The following is a 21,382-nucleotide window of genomic DNA, read 5'->3' on the forward strand; positions in this document are numbered from 1 at the left end:
ATGTTACGGCGAATTCAACAAGGCTTTACCTTACTAGAGGTAATGGTGGTTATTGTGATCCTCGGTATTATTGCCAGTATGGTGGTACCGAACTTAATGGGTAACCAGGAGCAGGCGGCCCGCCAGAAAGTGGTGGTGGACATTCAGCAGCTGGAAAGTGCGCTGGATATGTACCGGCTGCGTAATGGTTTTTACCCGACGACTGAGCAAGGTATGCAGGCGCTGGTGACGGCACCCACCACTCAACCGGTGCCTCGGTCTTTTCCGGATGGTGGCTTTATTCGCCGCTTACCCAAAGATCCGTGGAACGAAGACTATATTCTGGTTAGTCCGGGCCAGCTTGGCCGGATTGACGTGTACAGTAAGGGCCCCGATCGGGTTGCCGGTACCGATGATGATATTGGTAACTGGAACCTCGATGCGGCAGATCGTAGCAACAATTAATGCCCTTGTTAGCGCCAACCGGGCGACAGCCGGGTTTTACCTTGCTCGAAGTAATGCTGGTGATGCTGTTAATTGGCCTGCTGGCTACCACTGTGGTGCTTAATTTTAGCGGCGACTCGCCAGAGCAACAGTTAAAAAAAGAAAGCGAGCGCTTTCAGCAGGTGTTTCAGTTTATTGCTGAAACGGCCATGCTAAAACAGCAAGAGTGGGGCTTGGTACTGCAAGAGAACAGTTACAGTTTTGTCTATTATGACGGCGAAAAATGGTTGCTGGCGGATGAACCTAAAGCGGCTGAAGGTTACGAGCTGGCCGAAAATATTCGCTTGCAGTTAGAGCTGGAGGGGTTGCCAGGAGCTGAGCTTAGTTTATTAAGCCAGTTAAACTGGCAAGATGATGACGCACTGACTGAAACGAATAATGAACAACCACCGGTTTTGCCTCAGGTTTTTATTTTGTCGTCTGGTGAGATCAGCCCGTTTCGGCTGACGTTTCATATCGGTGACAGGCTGGATCGGCTGAGCCAGACCGTCGGCACCGATTTCACCATTCCGCTTAACCGCTCAGATGTGACGACAGCACGCTAATGCCCAGCCGCGGCTTTACCTTATTAGAACTGCTGGTTGCTATGGCTATTTTTGCGACTGCCGGCCTGGCTATTATGCAAGCCAGCTCTGGCCATATCAGGGCGTTAAGCCAGATCGAAGAACTGACCATTGCCAGCTATGTAGCTAATAACCAACTGCAACTGGCGCTGCTGGAGCCGAATTGGCCGCCGCGCGAGTTGTTACAGGGTGAAGTGGATATGGCTAACCGGCAATGGTTGTGGCGCCAACAGGCAAGCACAGTGCCTGACGCCGATTTGCGCCAGCTGGTGGTGACTGTCACCCTGGCAGAGCAGCCCGATGACGTACTGTACCAGCTAACCACTTTTATTGGTAAGCCCAGTGGATAAACAGCAAGGTTTTACCTTTATTGAAATGTTGCTGGCTACCGCGATATTTGCCATGGTTGGCCTCGCCTCTATTGCGGTATTAACCAGTGTCACTGACAGTGATGAGTTATCGCTCGAAGCAACAGAGCGGGTGCAACAACTGCAACGCACTATGCTGATGCTGGAGCGGGATTTGATGCAAATCAGTGCTCGTCATGTTCGGCTGGATGGTGAAGCGCCAGCTAAACACCGTTTGTATGGCGAGCGGTACCTGTTGAATAGTGATGATCATGGCCTTAGTTTCAGCCGCCAGGGCTGGCGTAATCCCGGCCATATTCTGCCTCGTGGCGAGGTGCAACTGGTCGCTTACCGGTTGGAGGAGGGCGAGCTGCAGCGCTTATTCACACTGTATCCTGATGCCGTAACCGGCAGCGAGCCTTTGGTGCAGGTATTGCTGCAAAATCTGACGGCTTTTACTGTTCACTATTTGCAAGGTGAAGATTGGCAGGAAAAGTGGCAAGACAGTGTTATGCCCAAAGCGGTAAAAGTGACCCTGACGCACGACTATCTTGGCGAGATTGAGCGGGTATTCGTGTTGCCCGAAGGGTTAGTGGTGCAGGGCGGCGCAGCCGGTGCAAATAATGGCGCAGGTGGTCGCCAGAACAATGAGCGGGAAAGTCCGGCGAACCCTGATAATCCGGCTCAGCCCAACGATCCACGACGAGGGCAACGCTAATGCGCCATCCACAGCGCGGTGCAGCGCTGATCACCGTATTAATGATTTTGGCCATAGTGGTGGTTATCGCCGTCAATATGACCGGGCGGCTGCAACTGCAACTGCAACGTCAGGAAAACCTGCAACAGCAACAGCAAGCGTTCTGGTATGCGATGGGCGCTGAGCAGTTTGCCCGGGTACTGCTTAGTCGCAGCCTGAGCGGCCAGGAAACGGTAAATTTAGAGCAAGACTGGGCGCAAAGTGGTGCCAGCTTTGTGGTGGCGGATGGCAATATTGCAGGTGAGATCACCGACTTACAAGCCTGCTTTAACTTAAATGCGCTGCAGCAGGCAGGCCAGCGAGGGCCGTCGGGGCGGATTGAGCAAACTCCTGCGCAGCGCAGTTTTAATCGTTTGCTGGAATTAGTGGCAACAGATTTGTCGATGCCTGCTGAATATTTAACGGCGCGTATTCACGATTGGCTGGATGAAGACAGTTTACTCAGTACAGCAGGCAGCGCTGAGCAAGATGACTATGCGGCGTTGCAGTTTCCTTATTACAGCGCCAACTCGTTAATGGTGTCAGTGAGTGAGTTAAGAATGATTCTGGATGTTACTCCGGCAGATATGCAGCTATTGCTGCCTTATATTTGTGTGGTGCCGGAGCAAAGCCAGTTGTTGCTGAATATTAATACCCTGACCGAGCAAACGGCAGTGCTGCTGGCAGCGGTTGTGCCGGAGCTAACCGAGGCCGATGCCCTCGATATTATCGCCGATCGGCCAGAGCAGGGTTTTAGCAGTGTTGATGAACTGTTCGCTTTACCGCAACTGGCTGGCAAAGAAATACCAGCTGACGTCAAAGCGTTATTAACGATAAAATCCAGTTACTTTCAGTTGCTCGCTACCACATCTTATCTGGAAAGTGGTTTCGTGCTAACGTCGATATTCAGAGTAGATAATGAGAATACAGTCAGGGTATTGGCCCGGCGATTTGGAGGCCAGGGGTGAGTGAGCAGTTAATTATCAGGTTGGGTAGTCACGCCGGACAAAGTATCAGCTGGCTGGTCTGGGCCAGCCATAGTGCCGAAGTGATTGCTTCAGGTGACATAGCTAATGCTCAGGAGCTGGGGCAATTGGCCGAGCGGCTGGGCAGCCGGCCGACGATTGCGTTGGTACCCGCATCGGATGTGGTGTTAAAGCAAATAAGCCTGCCAACCAGGCCCACCCGGCAAATTTTGCAAGCTCTGCCTTATATGCTGGAAGATGAACAGGCAGAGGATATCGACCTGCTGTGGCTGGCCCTTGGTGGCCTGGAGCTGCAAGAGGGCCAGTATTTGCAACAGGTAGCGGTAGTGCAGCGCGAGCGGATGGATAACTGGCTAAGCTGGTTGCGTGACGCAGGCTTTAATGTGGTGCGCATGCTGCCAGATGCGTTGTTGCTGCCTGCCAACGCCTTGCCTGCCTGCATTGAGCTGAACCAACAATGGTTAGTGAAGCAGGGCGCCTGGCAGGCAACCGCTATTGACAGCAGCTGGTGGCCACAGTATCTGGCATTAACGGCCATGCCTAATATTGCCAGCTATAGCCCCTGGCCTGCTGACATTATGCAGTCTCAGCAAAGTATGGAACCTGAGTTGCCGCTGGCCTTGCTGGCGCGGCAACTGCCGGAAGTCAGCTTTACCTTATTGCAGGGGCCCTATGCTCCCAAACGACAGCAAAACAAGTACTGGCAACAATGGCGCAGCAGTGCAGCGTTGGCCGCAAGCTGTGTGCTGGCCTATCTGTTGCTGCAGGGCGTGTCTGTCTGGCAGCTGGAGCGACAGTTAAAGCAGGTGCAACAACACAGTATGGCTGAGTATCAACAGGCTTTCCCCGGTGAAACTATTGTCAATTTGTCACGCCAGGTCAGCCAGAAACTAGCGAGTGTTGGGGGCGGCGGTGAGGCTGCTAATTTCTTAAGTTTGTTGGCTGTGCTGCAGCGTCAGCTAGCCGAGGTGGGCGATATTAACGTCGACAGCCTGCGTTTTGACGCCGCCCGCACCGAGCTGCGTTTTTCCGCCAATGCCGGTGGCTTTCAGAGTTTCGAGCGCTTAAAAACCGCGTTAGAAAAGGCAGGTTATATTGTGGAGCAAGGGGCACTCAGTAACGACGGTGCCCGGGTGCAGGGCACAGTCGTAATGCGGAGCAGAACATGAAACAGCAATGGCAGAATTGGTGGGCAGGTTTAGCCGCGCGCGAGCAACGGCTGGTTAGTGTAGCCGCAGTGGTACTGGGAATTGGCGCCCTTTATTGGTTTATCTGGCAGCCGTTGCATCAGAGTATCGTCACTAAAAAAGTTGCGCTGACTCAGGCCCAGTTGCAACTGGCGCAATTGCAGCAGGCTTTGCCACAGTTACGTCAGGCCAGCGCCAGCCAGACCAGAGTGGGTGGCAGCCTGGCGCAAATTGTCAGCAATAGCTCGCGCAGCTTCAACATTCGGGTTAGCCGGATGCAACCGCAAAACGATCAACTGCAGCTGGTACTGGAAGATGTTCCTTTTGAGCAGTTACTGCGTTGGCTGGCGCAGCTGCAAAGCACCAATGGTGTAAAATTGGTCAGCCTGGATGTGGCAAACACTGACAGTAGTGGCATAGTGCGGGTAAGACGGATGGTAATTGAATAATATGAAGTATTGGAAATTAGCCACAGTGGCACTGTTGGCGTATCTGTTATTTATGCTGTATTTACTGCCTGCTGCCTGGCTGATCCATTGGCTGGGTTTGCCAGCCGGCGTGCAGCTGGGGCCGGTACAGGGCACTTTATGGCGTGGCTCGGCTGCCGTAGCTCAGTATCAGAACATACAGCTGCAGCAACTGCGCTGGCGCTTTAACGGCTGGTCAATATTGTGGCTGGCGCCGGAGATTAAACTGACGGCCGGCAGTATTGGTGAACGTGACCAGCCTTATCTGACGGCAGATATAGCGTATGGTTTTAGTGGGCTGAATCTGCAACAGGCTGTAGTGCGCGTACCGGTGAGTCAGTTATTACCCTTGTTGCAGTTGCCCCTGCCGGTCGCCGCCAGCGGCGAGCTAATGGTAGAAGTACAGGATTTTCAGCAAGGACCACCCTGGTGCAGCAGTTTAACCGGCACTGCCAGCTGGCTGGATGCCCGTTTGCAGCCGCCTACTGGCACCTGGCTGGAGCTAAACAGTATAGTAGCTGATTTGCATTGTCAGCAGGGCAGCCCGGTTCTGATCACCGACGGCAACAACAGCCTGGGACTGGCCGTAACCGCTGCCATTGACAATAACCGGTTAACTGTTAATGGTACTTTAAAACCCGACAATAACCTGCCGCAGGAAGTACACCAGGCTATGCAGTTTGTTGGCCGGCCGGATGCAGAAGGCCGTTATACCATCAGCTTCTAGCAGCACTGCAGATTGTGGTTAATCTGTAGTGGCGCGCAGTTTAGAATGGGCCAGAATATCCGGAAGCAAAGGGGTGTAATCGGTAATTGCCGGGAAATTACTAATGGTTCTGGCTTGTTGCTGGCTGTCGGGGTTGGCTACCGCCAGCAAATGCTTGATGCCAAAGTTTTGTGCAGCTGTCAGAATGGGCAGGCTGTCGTCGACAAACAAGGTGGTGGCATTATTAAAACCCAGCCGTTGCTGCAGTTTTTGCCACAATGCCCAATTCTCTTTAGTTACCCCAAACTCGTGGGTAGAAATCAAATTGTCGATATACTTGGCTAAATCGGTGCGCTCAAGCTTTAGCGATAAACTGTCTGGGTGAGCGTTGGTGACCAGCACGATGTCGCGGCCCGTTTGTTTCAGCGCTGTTAAGAAAGCGGGTACGTCGGGGCGCATCTGAATTTTATGCATCACTTCGCGTTTTAACTCAGTAATCGGCAGTTGCAGCCGTTCACCCCAGTAATCCAGGCAATACCACTGTAACTTACCGTTGAGTTCAGCATATTCGCTTTGCAGCTGGGCTTTAGCATCGGCCACGCTAATACCGCTGATCTGGGCCCAGCGTAGCGGCAAATGCTCCAGCCAGAAGTGATTGTCAAAGTGTAAGTCGAGTAAGGTGCCATCCATGTCCAGCAATACGGTCTCAATTTCTGCCCACTGCAGCATAGGTTTTTCCCGTCATTCGTTTTATAGTAACTACCGCAGAGTGTAACAGAGGGCAAGTAATGACGCAGCGCCATTCAAGCAAACAGGTACCGGAAATTCTGGCGCAGGAAATCGTCGCCCAAAGCAGGTTGTTTAAAATTGAGCAATTGCAGTTACGCTTCAGCAACGGCGAAGAACGCACTTACGAGCGAATGAGGGGCTCTGGCCGTGGTGCGGTGATGATAATTGCCTGCCCTGATCCCGAACACTTTTATCTGATCCGCGAATACAGTGCCGGCACCCATGATTACCAACTGGGGTTCCCCAAAGGCCTGATTGACCCGGGGGAAGATGTGCTGACGGCGGCAAATCGCGAGTTAAAAGAAGAAATTGGCTTTGGTGCCAGCCGTTTTGTACCTTTAAAGTCGCTGGCGCTCGCACCAGGCTATTTTAATGCTACAATGCATATAGTTCTGGCATTCGATTTATATCCCGAGCAACAACAAGGGGATGAACCTGAACCGCTGGAACTTATCAGTTGGGCGCGCGGTAACAGTGACGTGTTATTACAACAAGTCGATTTTACCGAAGCTCGGAGCGTCGCCGCCCTGTTACTGGCACAGCAATACCTGGAAGCAAACCCGGATGTTTTTAAGCAAACTGCTTGAGAGTGTAAAACAGACCGCCCGCGAAGCCGGCCAGCATTTATGGCAGCTGTACCAAAGCGGCGACTTCGTTGCCGAACAAAAAGCCGATACCAGCCCGGTGACCAGTGCCGACCTTGCGGCTAACGCCCTGATTATCGCCCGCTTGTCGGATCTTACCCCTGATATTCCAATCATTTCTGAAGAAACCACCATTATGCCGTTAGCACAGCGCCAGCACTGGCCACGCTATTGGTTGATTGACCCGATGGACGGCACTCAGGAATTCGTTGCCAGAAGTGGTGATTTTGCGGTCAGCATCGCCCTGGTAGAGCATGGCTGGCCGGCGCTGGGGGTTATTTACTGGCCAAAAGAAGATATTCTTTACTATGCTACCCGCGGTCATGGCTCTTTTAAGCAGCAACGCAATTTAATTAACCGCATCCGGGTACATCAGCATCAGCAGGGTGACGTACTGCGTATTGCCGTCAGTCGGCGTCAGCCTTTACAGCCTATAGTGGCGTTACTGAGTGAACGGCAAAGCGTCGAGTATATTCCGCTGGGCAGTTGCTCATTAAAAAGTTGCCTGGTGGCCGAAGGCAAAGCCGATTGCTACTTACGGCTGGGGCCGACCGGCGAATGGGATACTGGTGCTGTGCATATTATTGTGGAGGAGGCTGGCGGTAAGATCCTCGATAGCCAATTTTCGCCGCTCAGTTATAATCAGCGTGAAACGCTGGCGAACCCCGATTTTATGGTAATAGGTCAGGCTGAATTACCCTGGCGCGAGCTGATCCAGGCCAAACCAACAACCAGGCCACTTTTGTCATAACCAGCCAGTTAATTTGCATAACTTTGCTATAGGCCAAGCAGAGCGCGGTTTCTGTGGTTTTAGCCTTATTCTCAACTATCTTTTTTCTGCTGAAAACGCTAAGATGTCAGGGTATTTTTTGCGCAAAAAGCAGGCTTTTGCGCAAAAAATAACACAAATAATAAGTCCGCTAGAGACTGCACCCTTACCTACAGTACCCTTAGGAGTTACATCATGTCCGATCTGGATCTGGGCCAATACGGCATTACAGATGTCACGGAAATCGTTTATAACCCATCGTACGATTTGCTGTTTGCGGAAGAAACCCGCAGCGATCTGCAAGGTTATGAACAAGGCAAACTGACCAAGCTGGGCGCGGTTTCGGTAGATACCGGTATCTTTACCGGCCGCTCCCCGAAAGATAAATACATAGTACGAGACGACACCACCCGCGATACGGTCTGGTGGTCGGATCAAGGTAAAAACGACAACAAGCCGATCAGTACAGCAGTGTGGGCTGATTTAAAGACACTGGTCACTAAACAGCTATCGGGAAAGCGCCTGTTTGTGGTCGACACGTATTGCGGTGCCAACGCTGATACCCGTTTAGCTGTGCGCTTTATTACCGAAGTGGCCTGGCAGGCACATTTCGTTAAAAATATGTTTATCCGGCCGACGGATGAAGAGCTGACAAGCTATAAGCCAGACTTTATTGTAATGAATGGCGCCAAGTGCACTAACCCGAACTGGCAGCAGCAGGGCTTAAACTCAGAAAACTTTGTAGCCTTTAACTTAACTGAACGAATTCAGTTAATTGGTGGTACCTGGTACGGCGGCGAAATGAAAAAAGGTATGTTCTCGATGATGAACTACTTTTTACCGCTTAAGGGCATCGCGTCTATGCACTGCTCGGCCAATGTGTGCCAGGACGGCAATGTCGCGGTGTTCTTTGGTTTATCCGGTACCGGTAAAACCACCTTATCAACTGATCCTAAGCGGCAGCTGATCGGCGATGACGAGCATGGCTGGGACGATGACGGCGTGTTTAACTTTGAAGGCGGTTGTTACGCTAAGACCATTAATTTATCCAAGGAAAACGAGCCGGATATTTATCACGCCATTCGCCGGGATGCCCTGTTAGAAAATGTCAGCGTAGCAGACGATGGCACTATCGATTTTAATGATGGTTCAAAAACTGAAAATACCCGGGTGTCTTACCCGATTTACCATATCGACAATATTGTAACGCCGGTATCCAAAGCAGGCCATGCCAAAAAAGTGATCTTTTTAACCGCTGATGCGTTTGGTGTGTTACCGCCGGTATCTAAGCTTACTGAAGAACAGGCCAAGTATCACTTTTTATCCGGCTTTACCGCCAAACTGGCTGGTACTGAGCGGGGCATAACTGAACCTACGCCTACGTTCTCCAGCTGTTTTGGTGCAGCGTTTTTAAGCCTGCACCCGACTAAGTATGCTGAAGTATTGGGCAAGCGGATGGCGGCATCTGGCGCTGAAGCCTACCTGGTAAATACCGGCTGGAATGGCACTGGTAAGCGTATTTCCATTAAAGCCACCCGGGCTATTATCGATGCTATTTTAGATGGCAGCATTGAAAACGCTGAGTTTGTGCAGCTACCGTTTTTTAACCTGGCTATACCAACGCACTTGCACGACGTGCAGGATGGTATTCTGGACCCGCGTGCTACTTACAACAACCCGGCAGACTGGGATGTAAAAGCAAAAGATCTGGCGAAACGCTTTATCGATAACTTTGCTAAGTTTACTGATAATGCCGAAGGCAAGGCGTTAGTTGCCGCTGGCCCGCAATTGTAACCAGACTATATTGTTAACAAAAGCCAACCTTCGGGTTGGTTTTTTGTTTTTAGAGCGAAAAAGTCGGAAAAAGGGGTCGGGAAAAAGGGGTCGGAGCTAATAAACGGTTCGTAGTCTACACTTGTTGCATAATAGTAACAATGGATTGTCAAGATGGCCCGTAAACCCCGCTTCTATCTCAAAGGTATTCCCTGTCACGTAGTGCAGCGAGGAAATAACCACCAAGCCTGCTTTTTCTGTGATGAAGATTTTGGCTTTTACATAAATAGCCTGCAGACGGCACTGCAGCGCTATAATGTGCAGTTGCATGCTTTTGTGTTAATGACCAACCATGTGCATTTGCTCCTGACGCCTGAAGATACAGAAGGTATTTCCCGCGTGATGCAAAGTGTTGGTCGAGACTATGTGCGTTATGTTAACAAGCACTACCGGCGCAGCGGTACGCTGTTTGAAGGGCGGCATAAAGCCAGCTTGATAGACAGTGAGCAATATTTACTGCAATGCCAGCGCTACATAGAGCTAAATCCGGTTCGGACAAAAATGGTGCAACATCCGGCGGAGTATCATTGGTCAAGCTATCAGTGTCATGGATTAGGCAACCCGATTAGCTGCCTGACACCCCATCCGTTGTACCTTGGATTGGGCGATAACAGTGAAAGCCGACACCAGGCTTACCAGGCACTGTTTTCAACGGAGCTCAGTGCGGTTGAACTTGATAACATCCGCCAGAGTTTAACGCATAATTATCCATTCGCAGAACTATTGCTGGCAGACGCCAAAGCACGCAGCTATGAGGTAGATGCAGAAGGTAAAAAGGCCATTAACGCTGCTGCGAATATGTTGTCGGTGGAGCAGATTGCGATGCAGATCCGTCTGGCGCTGATTGAGCAACTACCAGAAATCATCGCTCAAAGCGTTAAACCGATGGAACAAATCAGCGATATTAAGATCTTGCAGGTTAACGGTATGGGTACTCAGGGTAGCGGCAGCAGCGAAGGCGGAGCGGCAGACGCGGGTAACGGCTCACTGGCAGACCAGGTGGTAAATAGTGCGCTGCGTTATCGGGCTCAGGCGCCTATTCTTGATTCGTTATTATCAGAAATTGGCTTAAAAGCCGGTGATATTAATGGCATGACCGAGGCATTACAGGCGCCGCTGAAGCAATAACTATACTGAAGTAACGCCGCGACGTTTTCAGCGAGCGCTGGCTGTTCAGAGTAAAGCCGCTACCGTGTTGTAGCGGCTTTACATTGTAAAGTAAGACATTTTCCACCACTTAAGGTAAGGTAGTTGAGTATAACTCCAATTCTCACAGAGGTGACAGATGTTACGCTCGATAACAATTCAGAAAAGATTACTGGCAGCCTTTGGTACTTTGGCACTGCTATTGGCTATTTCTGGCTTATTTAGCTTGCAAAGCTTATCTAAGGTCAGATCTCAGGCAGATTTCGTAGAAACCACAGTTGTTTCAGGCCTGTCTGGCATAGGTAATCTCGGAACCAATATCAACCGGAACAGAGCGTTGACCTTGCAGTTATTACTTGCAATCGATATCACGCAGGAAGGCGAGACATTTAATGCCATTAATCGAATAAGGGCAGAAATTCTTAGTACTGAAAAACCCTATGAAGCGACAATTTTTGATCCACAGGAGCGGATTATCTTTGGGCAGTATGTTGCATCAAGACAAACGTATTTCGAATTGCAGGACCAAGCCTTAGATTTTCTGCGTAAAGAAGAGTTGGGAGCAGCACAGGATTTACTGGATCAAATGAATCCGGTGGCAACTGAGATAGCCCAGTCGCTCGCTCAACTGGAACAGATTAACCAGCAAGCCGCGCAGGAAGCCCGTGCAGAATCTATCGAAACCTATAATGCCGCCAAAATGGCTGTGATTAGCTTAATTGTGGTAGCGGTAGCAATTGCCGTGGCCGTTTCAGTCTTAATTTCCCGCAGTATCAGCCAGCCACTGGCGCGCTCAGTGGTATCGGCTCGCTTTATTGCTGATGGCGATCTTACCCAGCAGGTCAGTGTTGACGGCAATGATGAGCTGACCGAATTAGCGCAGGCATTGCAGCAAATGCAACAAAAACTGCGTGATGCTATTGGCCATATTGCCAGCTCGTCAAATCAGTTAGCCTCTGCTGCCGAAGAGTTGAACGTCGTAACCGATGAGTCGGCCAAAGCGTTAATGTTGCAAAACGATGAAGTGCAGCAGGCTGCGACAGCGATCACTGAAATGAGCTCGGCTGTTGATGAAGTAGCCGGCACCGCTCTGAAAACCTCTGAAGCCTCATCGCAATCGGCCAGCCTGGCCAGAGATGGTACCCAGAAAGTGGTGCAGACCAGCAGCGTGATTGAGAAAATGAATGCTGATGTACGGCAGAGTACCCGGGTAATCAATACCCTGGCGGAAAAGGTATCGTCAATTAATCAGGTGTTGGAAGTTATCCGTAACGTTGCCGATCAAACGAATTTGCTGGCATTAAATGCTGCCATTGAAGCTGCCCGTGCCGGTGAAGCCGGCCGTGGTTTTGCGGTAGTAGCCGATGAGGTACGCAGCCTGGCGTATCGAACCCAAACCTCGACCGGCGAAATAGAGCAGATGATCCAGCAGGTGCAAGCTTCTGCCAAAGAAGCCGTGGATGCCATGCAACTGATCAGCGGTAATGCAGAGAATGCGCAGAGTGTTGCGAAATCAGCAGCAGATGCACTAGAGCTGATTGCTGAGAATATTACGGCTATCAGTGATCAGAATCACGTAATAGCGGGGGCGGCGGAAGAGCAATCTAAAGTGGCGCGGGAAATTGACCGTAATATAGTGACCATCAGTGACTTAGCCTCACAAACGGCTGACGGTTCCAGCCAAACCAGCGCCAGTGCCAGTGAATTAACCCGCTTGGCGGTAGAGCTGAACGAGCTGGTCAGTAAGTTTAAGGTGTAGCGAGACTGGCACAAGAGAACAGGCCACAGTGGCGGCCTGTTGCTGTTCAGCGTTAAGTTAGCCTGCTGTGCTACTGTTACTAAACCCGTAGAGCTAATACAAAGCAAGAGTATATGAAATTTTCTGGTTATGTTTCGACATGCTGCAGTCTGGTATTGCTTGGCTTGTTATTTAGCATTTTCCAGTCCGTAGCCAATAACGATGCTGGCTGGTCTAACACTACTGCTCGCAGCTATCAGCAGGGTTGGCAGGCGCTGCCTGACACCACCCTGACTGATCATTGCCCGCCTAATGGCTTACATGGCTATAATTTCAGCGATTATTGTCACAACCTGGTATTTGCCTGGGGCGGTGCTGATTTGGATGAAAGCACAGGCCGGCTGTATCTTTGGGGCGGTGGCCACAATGACTACTATGGTAATGAGGTGTACCAGCTGGACGCCATGAGCGGCAGGTTGCAACGGCTGACTGAACCGGCGCAGCCGGCTGACCCGGCAACCCGGCCCAGATTAACTGAATTGCAGCCTTTCGACGGTAGCCAGCCAAATTCGCGCCATACCTATGATGGTATGGCCTTTATCAGCCAATCCGGATTGTTATGGGCATTTTCCGGTGCACTGGCTGGCAACACATCCGGGCCTGCAGCTAATGATACCTGGTTGTTTAGCCCCTCCAGCAATCGTTGGCTTAAAGATAAATCAACGGGAGATATCCCGGCAGGTGCTTTTGGTGTGGTTGCGGCTTACGACAGTCAAACCGGGCTGGTGTATATTCACAACCGATCGGCGTTATTCAGTTATGAATATCAGCAAACTGGAGGGGTTTACAAAAAGCTGAACGGCGCAGGAGGCCTTGGCCTTGGCGTCAATGCCGCCATTGATCCTGTTAACCGTAAAATGCTGATTATCGGTAATAAAACCCAAATACTTTACGATTTAACGGCTGAGTCTGGTTATCAACGCAGCCGGTTACCGTTAAAAGGCGACGCTGAGTTTATTCAGCAATTTCCAGCGCCCGGTTTAACATACAACAGCAAAGATGGCCATTTTTATGCGTGGCCCGGAGATGGCAAACTGTATAAATTTGATTTGGCTAATCTAAGTTGGCAGGGCATGGTAATCGAAGGCGACCCCGGGCCGCAGGTGCGACACGGTACCTTTGGCCGCTTTGCCTATATTAAAGCGCTGGATGGTTTTGTGTTGCTGAATAATCCGCGTCAGCCAGCTTATTTTCTAAAGCTGCCGGCGAACTAGCCTTCAAAAGTAACACAGGCCGCATCATCGCGGCCTGTGTTACTTGTTCAATGCTTAATAAGTTAAATTAATCTGGTAAATGGTTGTGGTGCCACTCACCTCGTTGCCAATCAGCAGTAAGGGTTTACCATTGGGTGAATCGTCGGCGCTGATAAAGGTAAAACCTTCTGGGCCCAAATCGCCAACTGTAGCCAGCACGTCAGCCGGGTTGTTTTGCCAGTCGTCGCGGGTGTTCAGATAGTCAATAAAGCTTGGCGCTGCCGGGTTGCTGATATCAAATACCATTACCCCGCCCATCCGCTCCAGGCCAACAAAGGCGAAGGTCTTGTTACCAAAACTGCCAACTGCAATGGCTTCCGGCTCAGGCCCTTTATTGTCGTTGCGGTTACCAAAGCTATTGCCGGCACTGTGATTAGCGTTAAAGTATTGGGCGCATAGAATAGTGCGCTCAGTACCCAGTTTGCATTCGTCGCTGGTCAGATACTGCTCGATAAAGTCACCTGAATCCCACACTAACTCACCATTGGCTGACCAGATAGCGAATGAACGACCACCAAACGCGTATACCTGATCGTACATCAGGCGGTCGCCATTTTCATCGGCCACACCATTGATGTTAAACATGACTGGATTGCCATTGGCATCTTTACGATAGCCATCCACCCAGCTGACTGTTAAGCGGCCTAACAAGTTGTCATCACGGCAGTCGCCGGGTTCGCCGGCTGCGGCACCACAATAGCCAAATACCTCTGGGTTTAATAGTGCGCCTGCAGCCAGACTAATTAACTGCGGCGGCATATCATCGCCGACCCGACGGTCAAAGCCATTTTTATGGAACAAGTGTTTAAAGCGAATTTCTTCAACAAAGCCCTGGCTGGCATCACCATCCCAGTATGCCTGGTTGGTTTCGCCCCAGGCGCGGGCATCACCTTCATTGGCAGTAACGATATAGGTAGCGCCGTCTACCGTATAACTGGCTATAGAATCTGGCTGGTACATGCCTACCACCCCGGGCCACAGCGCGATGTTAATCTCGTTTTGGGTATCACTGACTGCGATGCCATTGCCGGCTATACCATGATCTTTGAAGCCCAGCGGCAGAATATCGGTAATAGTCGCTGACGCGATATCCAGTACTGCCAGGGCGTTATTTTCCTGTAAGGCTATCCAGGCCGTGCTGTTATCTGCAGAAACCGTAATATATTCTGGCTCTAAATCCTGCGTCACGCCGGCATTGGGGCCAAATATCCTGACGCCCGCCGCCACTAACTCGGCTTTTTTACTGTTAAAAGCGCGAAAATCCGCCGTAGCAGCAAACAAGGTATCAGGCTTACTGACATCAATGACTGTTACTGAACCTTCAGGGTCAATTTGATAGTCGTCGCTGGGTTCACCTTCGTTAGCGACCAGAATAAAGCGGCCATCCGGGGTAAAGGTCAGCATATCGGGTTGAGCACCGACTTCGATGAAGTCACGCAGGGTTAAATCTGCTGCATTGTACACTGCAACAAAGCCACGCTCGGTTTTGGGCGAGCTTTCTATCGCCAGGGCGATCAGGCCATTGTGGGCTGCCACACTGTTAACAACAGCGTTTTCAGCAATATCAGTGGCGCTTAAGGTATCGAGATAAACCGGATTGGCAGGATCAATCAGATACAATACATCAACAGCACCGGCCAGGGCGTTAACCACAAAAGCACGTTTACTGTCGGCATCATAGGCGGTAATTTCTGCCGCACTGACCAAGTACTCCTCACTGCTGTAACGCCCTAATAAGCTCAGGCTGAGCGTGCTGGGCGTTAGCACGACCGGCTCAGGGATCTGTGGTTCTGACACGGGTTCATCAGACGAATTACAGGCAGTGAGTACTGCCATAGCAACAGCAGTTAACAGGTATTTGGCTTTCATCAGAACTTGCTTCCTAAAATTTCGAATAATCAGTAAGTTAGGCTAAATTAGTTTGATGGCGCTTTTATGTATATTTTGTGACGTTTTAATGACGCAGGGCCGGTGCTGGTGAAGCCTGCCGCGGCATTCGTAAAAGCTTCTATACTGAATGCCAATGGCGACAACCGTTGCCATTTCGTTCAGGAGGCGTTCTATGAGCAGAAACAGTGCGCTGGAGCCTCTGCATCCTGTGTTTCGTGAAAAAGCAGGTAGCTTGTTGCAGGAGTGTACCAAAGCAGACTTACCGTTCAGATTATTCGAGGGGTTTCGTTCACCCGAGCGACAACGCGAGCTATATCAGCAGGGGCGAACCATGCCGGGCGCTATTGTCACCCGCGCTAATGCGTGGCAATCCTACCATCAGTATGGCGTTGCTGCAGACTTTGTCCTTTTTATTAATGGCCGCTGGAGCTGGGCAGATAACGGTGAATTTAAAAATCACTGGAAAAAACTGCATCAGTTAGCCGCTAAGGTAGAGCTGGAGCCATTAAGTTGGGAGTTACCGCATCTACAGATGAAGGGCCAGCCCCTGGCAGCTTTAATGGCAGGGCATTACCCGCCGGGAGGGGACAGCGACTGGGCCGACAATTTACGCCAGGCGATCCGCAACTGGCAGGGACCGCCGCCGGCGCCACCTATGCCACCCTTGATATCAGAGCGGCCGGCAATCAGTACCGACAACCTGCCCTTAGTTGAAGAGCCTGTGCCGATCACCAGCCGGCAACACGCCATGGTTAACGCCCGCAGCGGGCTCAGGCTGCGCGCCGGCCCTGGAACTGACTTTGACGTCACTGGCAACCTGCATGCCGGGCAACGGCTGTGGCTGCTGCAAAGCAAAGGTGATTGGGTGCAGGTTGATTTGGCCGGCGATGGCCTGGCCGACGGCTATTGCCATAGTGCGTTTTTGCAATTACTAAGTTAAGGCACCACTACGCTGTATGGTGGTGTCAGTCCTGTTGCCCGGTAGCCTGTTGTATAAAAAGCTGTTTGGGCATCAGGTTTACGGTTTCGTGCAACTCTGAGTACACTAAGACCACCTCACCACTTTTCAGCTGGCGCCTGACAGCGGCAACTTTTTCACTCAGGGAAACTTCCTGCTCGCCATAATCAGTACCTTCGCGCAGCACATAGTATTCAATCAGGTTGTGTAGTGTATCGTGTTCAATATCGGTGTACGGAATAATCATAAATTCAACTGTTGGGTAATAAAGGCCGGAATACGCTGGTTCAGCCAGAATTGGGGTTTCAATATACTGCCATAAACAAAGCCAACATGGCCGCCGCCGCGGGTCAGTTCATAATGAATGTGGCCGCTTAACTCGTCGGCTCTGGGGATCACCTCATCGGATAAAAAGGGGTCATCTCTGGCATGAATAATCAGGGTGGGAACTTGAATATGGCGCAAAAACGCCATGCCACTGGCGCGTTGATAATAATCCTGTGCATTTTTAAAGCCATGAATAGGGGCAGTAAAGTGCTGGTCAAACTGCTCAATACTGGTAAAGCCCTGCACTTGTTCTGGTGTTAACGGCAGCGGAAAATCAGTAAATTGCTGTAGTTTTAACAAGGTACTGCGTTTTAACCGGCCCAGTAAATAGCGCTGATACAGTTTGCTGCTGCCGCTGTTAATCCGTTTGGCACAGGCAGACAGCGATAATGGCGGGCATACTGCAATTGCCGCGGCCAGTGGATTGTGGCCAGCTTGCTCGCCGCAGTATTTCAGCAACACATTGCCACCGAGCGAATAGCCAACAGCCACTAAGGGCCGGCCGGGATAGCGTCGTGTTACTTCAGCTATCACCAGAGCGGCATCGGCGGTATCGCCACTGTGATAGGCGCGTGGCAGTTTATTCGGCTTGCCATTACAGCCGCGAAAATGCAGCAGTACGGCTGACCAGCTCAGTGCCCGGCACTGCGCCAGCATTGCCTGTATATAGTGGCTGTTAATATCACCGGCCAGGCCATGCAGCAGAATCAGCAGCGGTGCCTCTGCCGTGGTCTGTTCCGGATGCAGCCAGTTTAGCTGCAGCTCATCACCATCGGGCAGGCTAAATATTTCGGCTGCAGTATTTAACTGCTGTTTCGGGCTTAAATACTTGGCAAAAATAGTTTGCAAATGGGCATGCCTCAACCACCAGGCGGGCTGGAACGGCGCGTGAACGACTGGTCTGAGCTGAGCTTGCAAATGTTCGAATCCTGATAAACAATGGTTTAACTTTTACTAATGGTGCAGCACTATGGATCGGCGGCAATTTATTTTATCCGGCATTGCCTTAGCAGCTGTTGCCAGTTTAGGTGGCACTCTGAGTCTGTATGGCTGGCGACAAAGCCTGAGTGCTGATGAGCACCATCGTGATTTGGTGCTGTCGGCAATCTTACCTGCGCTATTGTACGGGGCTTTACCCGAAGATGCGACCCTGGCAGCGGCTGAACTGGCGCGCACTAAAGCTGCAATTAATGATTTTTTGCCATTTCTGCCACTACGCCAGCAGCAAGAGTTGCACCAGTTATTTAACCTGCTAGCTAATCGCATTAGCCGCCTGGGCCTGACGGGGCATTTAACTCAGCTGGCCGGTTTATCCATCCCGCAGCGGTTGGCGCTGCTTAACAGCTGGCGTGACAGTTATCTTGGCGTGTTACAGCAAGCCTACCATGGCCTGCGCGAGCTGTTATATGGTGCTTACTATGGCCAGCCCGAACACTGGCAGCCATTGGCATATTCTGCTCCGAGGTTTCGCTAATGACTCACCACCTGGATGCCAGTCAGTTTACTCAGGATCAGCAGTTTGAAGCCGATATCGTGATTATTGGTTCAGGCGCCGGTGGCGGTATTGCCGCTGAGCAACTGGCCCAGGCCGGCTTTAGCGTATTGCTGTTAGAAGAGGGCGCCTACTACACCCGTGACGACTTTGTGATGGAAGAGCGCTGGGCTTACCCCAATTTGTATCAGGAAGGCGCTGCCCGCAAAACCCGCGATCAGGCGATTGGCATTTTACAAGGCCGCACGGTTGGCGGTTCCACCACTGTTAACTGGACCACTTCTATTCGCACCCCCAAGCTAACATTGGATTACTGGCAAAGCGAGTTTGATCTCAATTTTAGTGGCGCGAATGAATTAACGCCTTATTTTGAAAAAGCTGAACAGCGCTTAAATATCCAACCCTGGCCTGTGCCCCCAAATGGCAATAACAGTGTGCTGCAGCGTGGCTGTCAGGCATTGGGCTGGGAGCACACTATTATCAGCCGCAATGTTAATGGCTGCGCTAATTTAGGTTATTGCGGCATGGGCTGCCCGATTAATGGTAAGCAGTCGATGCTGGTTAGTACAATACCAGCAGCGCTGGCGCTGGGGGCGAGCTTAATCTCACGCATTTCGGTACGAAAATTCAGCTGGCAAGGCGGCAACATTACAGGTATTGAGGCGGTACCTGTTGATCAGCACTTTCAGCCACGCAACGATATCCGTATTGGTATTCGCGCTAAACACTATATTCTGGCAGCGGGCGCTATTGGCTCACCGGCCATTTTGCTACGCTCGAAAGTGCCAAACCCTTCTGGCCGGCTGGGCAAGCATACATATTTACATCCGTCGCTGATCAGCGGTGCACTATTTGCTGAAGAGATTAATGGCCATGCCGGCGCGCCGCAGTCGATTTACTCGGATCAATTTGTCTGGCCAGCAACCGACCATATCGGCTATAAGCTGGAAGCGGCGCCGGTGCACCCGGTATTGATGGCCACCAAGCTGCTCGGCACGGGTGAGCAGCATGCGGCGTTAATGCAGCAGTTTAACCGCTTGCAGGTGACGATAGCGCTGCTGCGCGATGGTTTTCACCCGCAAAGCCAGGGTGGCAGGGTGCTTCTCGATAGCCAGCAGCAGCCAGTGCTGGATTACCCTATTACCGATTATTTATGGCAGGGTGCGCGCCGGGCTTTATTGTCGATGGCAGAGCTGCAGTTTGCTGCCGGTGCTAGGCAGGTATTGCCCATTCATCACGATGCTAAACTGTATAACAGCTGGCGTGAGGCAAAGGCCGCTATAGACGCCTTACCGATGCAGAAATACCGGCAAACTGTAGCATCAGCCCATGTGATGGGCGGCTGCAATATGAGCGTCGATCCTGGCAAAGGCGTGGTAAACCAACAGGGCCGTCATCATCAGCTGCAAAACTTATCCGTATTCGACGGCTCCATCCTGCCCACCAGTTTAGGGGCTAACCCGCAGCTTACTATCTATGGCATGACCTGGTTAAATTGTCAGCTGTTGCGCTCAGAGCTGACAACGGCATAGTTTGCCTTTTTGATTTCATGCTATTGTTAAACCAGCAAGCTGGGGGCAGCATCCCGGTTACAATCTGATAATTTACGAAGCCGAATAAAATGACCGAACCCAGCTACAGGGTACTGAGTAACTACATTGATCTGCTGCTGGATGCTATCTGCGTGGTAGATAAGCACGGTTGCTTTGAATTTATCAGCCCCGGTGCTGAGCGCATTTTTGGTTATAAACCGCAGGAAATGCTTGGCCATTCCATGCTGGAGTTTATTCATCCGGATGATCAGCCAATCACCCTGGCTGCTGCCGAGCAAATTAATCAGGGTGCAGTAAAGCTGGATTTTGAAAACCGTTATATCCGCAAAGATGGTAGCGTAGTGCATTTGCTGTGGTCGGCTCGTTGGTCGGAAGATAAGCAGCAACGGGTGGCTGTCGCCCGGGATATCAGCAGCCTGAAATTGGCGCAGCGGCGTCAGGCCGCCCTTTATGCCATATCAGAAGCGGCTTTTGCTGCAGAAGATATTGACCAGCTATACCAGCAAATTCATCAGATTATTGCCGGCTTAATGCCGATGCAGAGTTTTGTGATTGCCCGCTATGATAGCCAGAATGGCTTGCGTTTTGGCTATACCAGTACCGATACACTACCCTCCAACACTTCACTACTGACCAGAGAGCTATGTAATAAGGTACTTAGTAGCGGCCAGAGCGAGTTGTTTTATGGCCTGCAGCAGTCATCGCCGCGTGCCAGTAAGAAACTGGCCGCCGTGCAGCCAGACATCAATGCCTTGGCGGTGCCACTGAAAACCCACAGCGGTACTATTGGCGTGCTGCTGGCACAAAATACTGGCCAGGCGGCAAGTTACAGCCAGCTCGAACTGGAAATGCTGGAGTTCGTCGCCACTCAGGTTGCGGTATCGATAGAGCGTAAGCAAATGCTGGCTCGTTTACAGTTTCATGCGCTGTATGATCAGCTGACCGGTTTGCCAAACCGTGAGCTATTTCAGGATCGGATGCATTCAGCGCTGGCCCGGGCCGGGCGGGAGCAAGCTATAATGGCATTGCTGTACCTGGATTTAGACAAATTTAAGCAGGTTAATGACCGTTTTGGTCATAATGTGGGTGACGAGCTATTGCAACAAACTGCCCTGCGTTTGCAACAGGCGATCCGCCAAACTGATACCGCCGCCCGCTTTGGGGGGGATGAATTTGTTATTTTGTTAGAGCAGGTAAGCAGTGAAGCCACCGCCATGCAGTTGGCAGAGAATATCCGGTTGCTGCTTTGCCAGCCATACGTTATCGACGGCCAGCAGCTGACAATAAACCCCAGTATTGGTATTGCTTTATATCCGGAGCATGGCAGTAGCCAAAAAGAGTTAATACTCAACGCCGATGAGGCCATGTATCTGGCGAAAAAAGCCGGTGGTAATCAGGTACTGCGCAGTAATGGCAAACTGCTGTTTAACCGTAAAACGCCCTAATAGTTGTGCT

22 protein-coding genes are annotated in these 21,382 nt (G+C 51.2%); 18 read left to right on the plus strand and 4 right to left on the minus strand.

Annotation, left to right across the window (positions count from 1 at the left end):
- From gspG to WG68_RS15020, 8 genes are read left to right on the plus strand one after another with little or no spacing between them, the layout of a single operon-like run.
- Positions 1–444, plus strand: a complete 444-nt coding sequence (gspG, locus tag WG68_RS14985) for a type II secretion system major pseudopilin GspG (protein WP_046558523.1) — start codon at positions 1–3, stop codon at positions 442–444.
- Positions 444–1,028: a type II secretion system minor pseudopilin GspH gene (gspH, locus tag WG68_RS14990; RefSeq protein ID WP_046558524.1), complete on the plus strand. Its 585-nt coding sequence runs from the start codon at positions 444–446 to the stop codon at positions 1,026–1,028. The genes gspG and gspH overlap by 1 nt, the downstream gene beginning before the upstream one ends.
- Positions 1,028–1,396, plus strand: a complete 369-nt coding sequence (gene gspI, locus WG68_RS14995) for a type II secretion system minor pseudopilin GspI (RefSeq protein WP_046558525.1) — start codon at positions 1,028–1,030, stop codon at positions 1,394–1,396. The genes gspH and gspI overlap by 1 nt, the downstream gene beginning before the upstream one ends.
- A complete protein-coding gene (gene gspJ, locus WG68_RS15000; RefSeq protein ID WP_046558526.1) occupies positions 1,389–2,111 on the plus strand; it encodes a type II secretion system minor pseudopilin GspJ in 723 nt (240 codons plus the stop codon). The genes gspI and gspJ overlap by 8 nt, the downstream gene beginning before the upstream one ends.
- Complete coding sequence (gene gspK / locus WG68_RS15005) at positions 2,111–3,097, plus strand: type II secretion system minor pseudopilin GspK (protein WP_046558527.1); 987 nt, start codon at positions 2,111–2,113, stop codon at positions 3,095–3,097. Before gspJ ends, gspK begins: the two co-directional genes overlap by 1 nt.
- Entirely contained in the window at positions 3,094–4,284 is a 1,191-nt protein-coding gene (gspL, locus tag WG68_RS15010) for a type II secretion system protein GspL (protein ID WP_046558528.1), read from the plus strand. The genes gspK and gspL overlap by 4 nt, the downstream gene beginning before the upstream one ends.
- Positions 4,281–4,751, plus strand: coding sequence for a type II secretion system protein GspM (gspM, locus tag WG68_RS15015; protein ID WP_046558529.1), 471 nt, complete (start codon positions 4,281–4,283; stop codon positions 4,749–4,751). Before gspL ends, gspM begins: the two co-directional genes overlap by 4 nt.
- A gap of 1 nt (position 4,752) precedes the next feature.
- Positions 4,753–5,496, plus strand: a complete 744-nt coding sequence (locus WG68_RS15020; protein ID WP_046558530.1) for a type II secretion system protein N — start codon at positions 4,753–4,755, stop codon at positions 5,494–5,496.
- Positions 5,497–5,514: 18 nt separating this feature from the next.
- On the opposite strand, the gene yrfG is transcribed toward WG68_RS15020, so the two are convergent.
- Positions 5,515–6,204, minus strand: a complete 690-nt coding sequence (yrfG, locus tag WG68_RS15025; RefSeq protein WP_046558531.1) for a GMP/IMP nucleotidase — start codon at positions 6,202–6,204, stop codon at positions 5,515–5,517.
- A 59-nt stretch (positions 6,205–6,263) separates the two neighbouring features.
- On the opposite strand from yrfG, the gene nudE reads away from it, so the two are divergent.
- The 6 genes from nudE to WG68_RS15055 all read left to right on the plus strand — a co-directional run bounded on the left by nudE (position 6,264) and on the right by WG68_RS15055 (position 13,668).
- Complete coding sequence (gene nudE, locus WG68_RS15030; protein WP_046558532.1) at positions 6,264–6,851, plus strand: ADP compounds hydrolase NudE; 588 nt, start codon at positions 6,264–6,266, stop codon at positions 6,849–6,851.
- Entirely contained in the window at positions 6,829–7,659 is an 831-nt protein-coding gene (gene cysQ, locus WG68_RS15035) for a 3'(2'),5'-bisphosphate nucleotidase CysQ (protein WP_046558533.1), read from the plus strand. Before nudE ends, cysQ begins: the two co-directional genes overlap by 23 nt.
- 213 nt (positions 7,660–7,872) lie before the next feature.
- Entirely contained in the window at positions 7,873–9,471 is a 1,599-nt protein-coding gene (gene pckA / locus WG68_RS15040; protein ID WP_046558534.1) for a phosphoenolpyruvate carboxykinase (ATP), read from the plus strand.
- A 153-nt stretch (positions 9,472–9,624) separates the two neighbouring features.
- The gene (locus tag WG68_RS15045) at positions 9,625–10,638 is read left to right on the plus strand and encodes a flotillin domain-containing protein (RefSeq protein WP_083981911.1); all 1,014 of its coding nucleotides are present in this window, start codon (positions 9,625–9,627) and stop codon (positions 10,636–10,638) included.
- A gap of 157 nt (positions 10,639–10,795) precedes the next feature.
- Positions 10,796–12,415 carry a methyl-accepting chemotaxis protein gene (locus WG68_RS15050; protein ID WP_046558535.1) on the plus strand — a complete coding sequence of 540 codons (1,620 nt, stop codon included), beginning with the start codon at positions 10,796–10,798 and terminating at the stop codon, positions 12,413–12,415.
- A 113-nt stretch (positions 12,416–12,528) separates the two neighbouring features.
- Positions 12,529–13,668 (plus strand): Kelch repeat-containing protein, encoded by a 1,140-nt coding sequence (locus WG68_RS15055; RefSeq protein ID WP_046558536.1) that lies wholly within the window; start codon positions 12,529–12,531, stop codon positions 13,666–13,668.
- A 54-nt stretch (positions 13,669–13,722) separates the two neighbouring features.
- Here the strand turns inward: WG68_RS15055 and WG68_RS15060 are convergent, their stop codons facing one another.
- Positions 13,723–15,576 (minus strand): choice-of-anchor I family protein, encoded by a 1,854-nt coding sequence (locus WG68_RS15060; RefSeq protein WP_046558537.1) that lies wholly within the window; start codon positions 15,574–15,576, stop codon positions 13,723–13,725.
- 193 nt (positions 15,577–15,769) lie between these two features.
- Here WG68_RS15060 and WG68_RS19220 point away from each other — a divergent pair, with 193 nt between their 5' ends.
- The gene (locus WG68_RS19220) at positions 15,770–16,537 is read left to right on the plus strand and encodes a M15 family metallopeptidase (RefSeq protein WP_052749126.1); all 768 of its coding nucleotides are present in this window, start codon (positions 15,770–15,772) and stop codon (positions 16,535–16,537) included.
- A gap of 25 nt (positions 16,538–16,562) precedes the next feature.
- Here the strand turns inward: WG68_RS19220 and WG68_RS15070 are convergent, their stop codons facing one another.
- Together WG68_RS15070 and WG68_RS15075 are read right to left on the minus strand one after the other, a co-directional pair.
- Positions 16,563–16,802, minus strand: a complete 240-nt coding sequence (locus WG68_RS15070; RefSeq protein WP_046558538.1) for a YheU family protein — start codon at positions 16,800–16,802, stop codon at positions 16,563–16,565.
- The gene (locus WG68_RS15075; protein ID WP_046558539.1) at positions 16,799–17,800 is read right to left on the minus strand and encodes a hydrolase; all 1,002 of its coding nucleotides are present in this window, start codon (positions 17,798–17,800) and stop codon (positions 16,799–16,801) included. Before WG68_RS15075 ends, WG68_RS15070 begins: the two co-directional genes overlap by 4 nt.
- Positions 17,801–17,852: 52 nt before the next feature.
- Between WG68_RS15075 and WG68_RS15080 the strand changes: the two genes are divergently transcribed.
- The 3 genes from WG68_RS15080 (at position 17,853) to WG68_RS15090 (ending at position 21,372) form a co-directional block, all read left to right on the plus strand.
- Complete coding sequence (locus tag WG68_RS15080) at positions 17,853–18,356, plus strand: hypothetical protein (RefSeq protein ID WP_046558540.1); 504 nt, start codon at positions 17,853–17,855, stop codon at positions 18,354–18,356.
- Positions 18,356–19,906, plus strand: a complete 1,551-nt coding sequence (locus tag WG68_RS15085) for a GMC family oxidoreductase (RefSeq protein ID WP_046558541.1) — start codon at positions 18,356–18,358, stop codon at positions 19,904–19,906. The genes WG68_RS15080 and WG68_RS15085 overlap by 1 nt, the downstream gene beginning before the upstream one ends.
- An 89-nt stretch (positions 19,907–19,995) precedes the next feature.
- Positions 19,996–21,372, plus strand: coding sequence for a sensor domain-containing protein (locus tag WG68_RS15090; RefSeq protein ID WP_046558542.1), 1,377 nt, complete (start codon positions 19,996–19,998; stop codon positions 21,370–21,372).
- Positions 21,373–21,382 lie beyond the last annotated feature (10 nt).

It is taken from the genome of Arsukibacterium ikkense, assembly GCF_000987775.1.
Lineage (GTDB): Bacteria > Pseudomonadota > Gammaproteobacteria > Enterobacterales > Alteromonadaceae > Alishewanella > Alishewanella ikkense.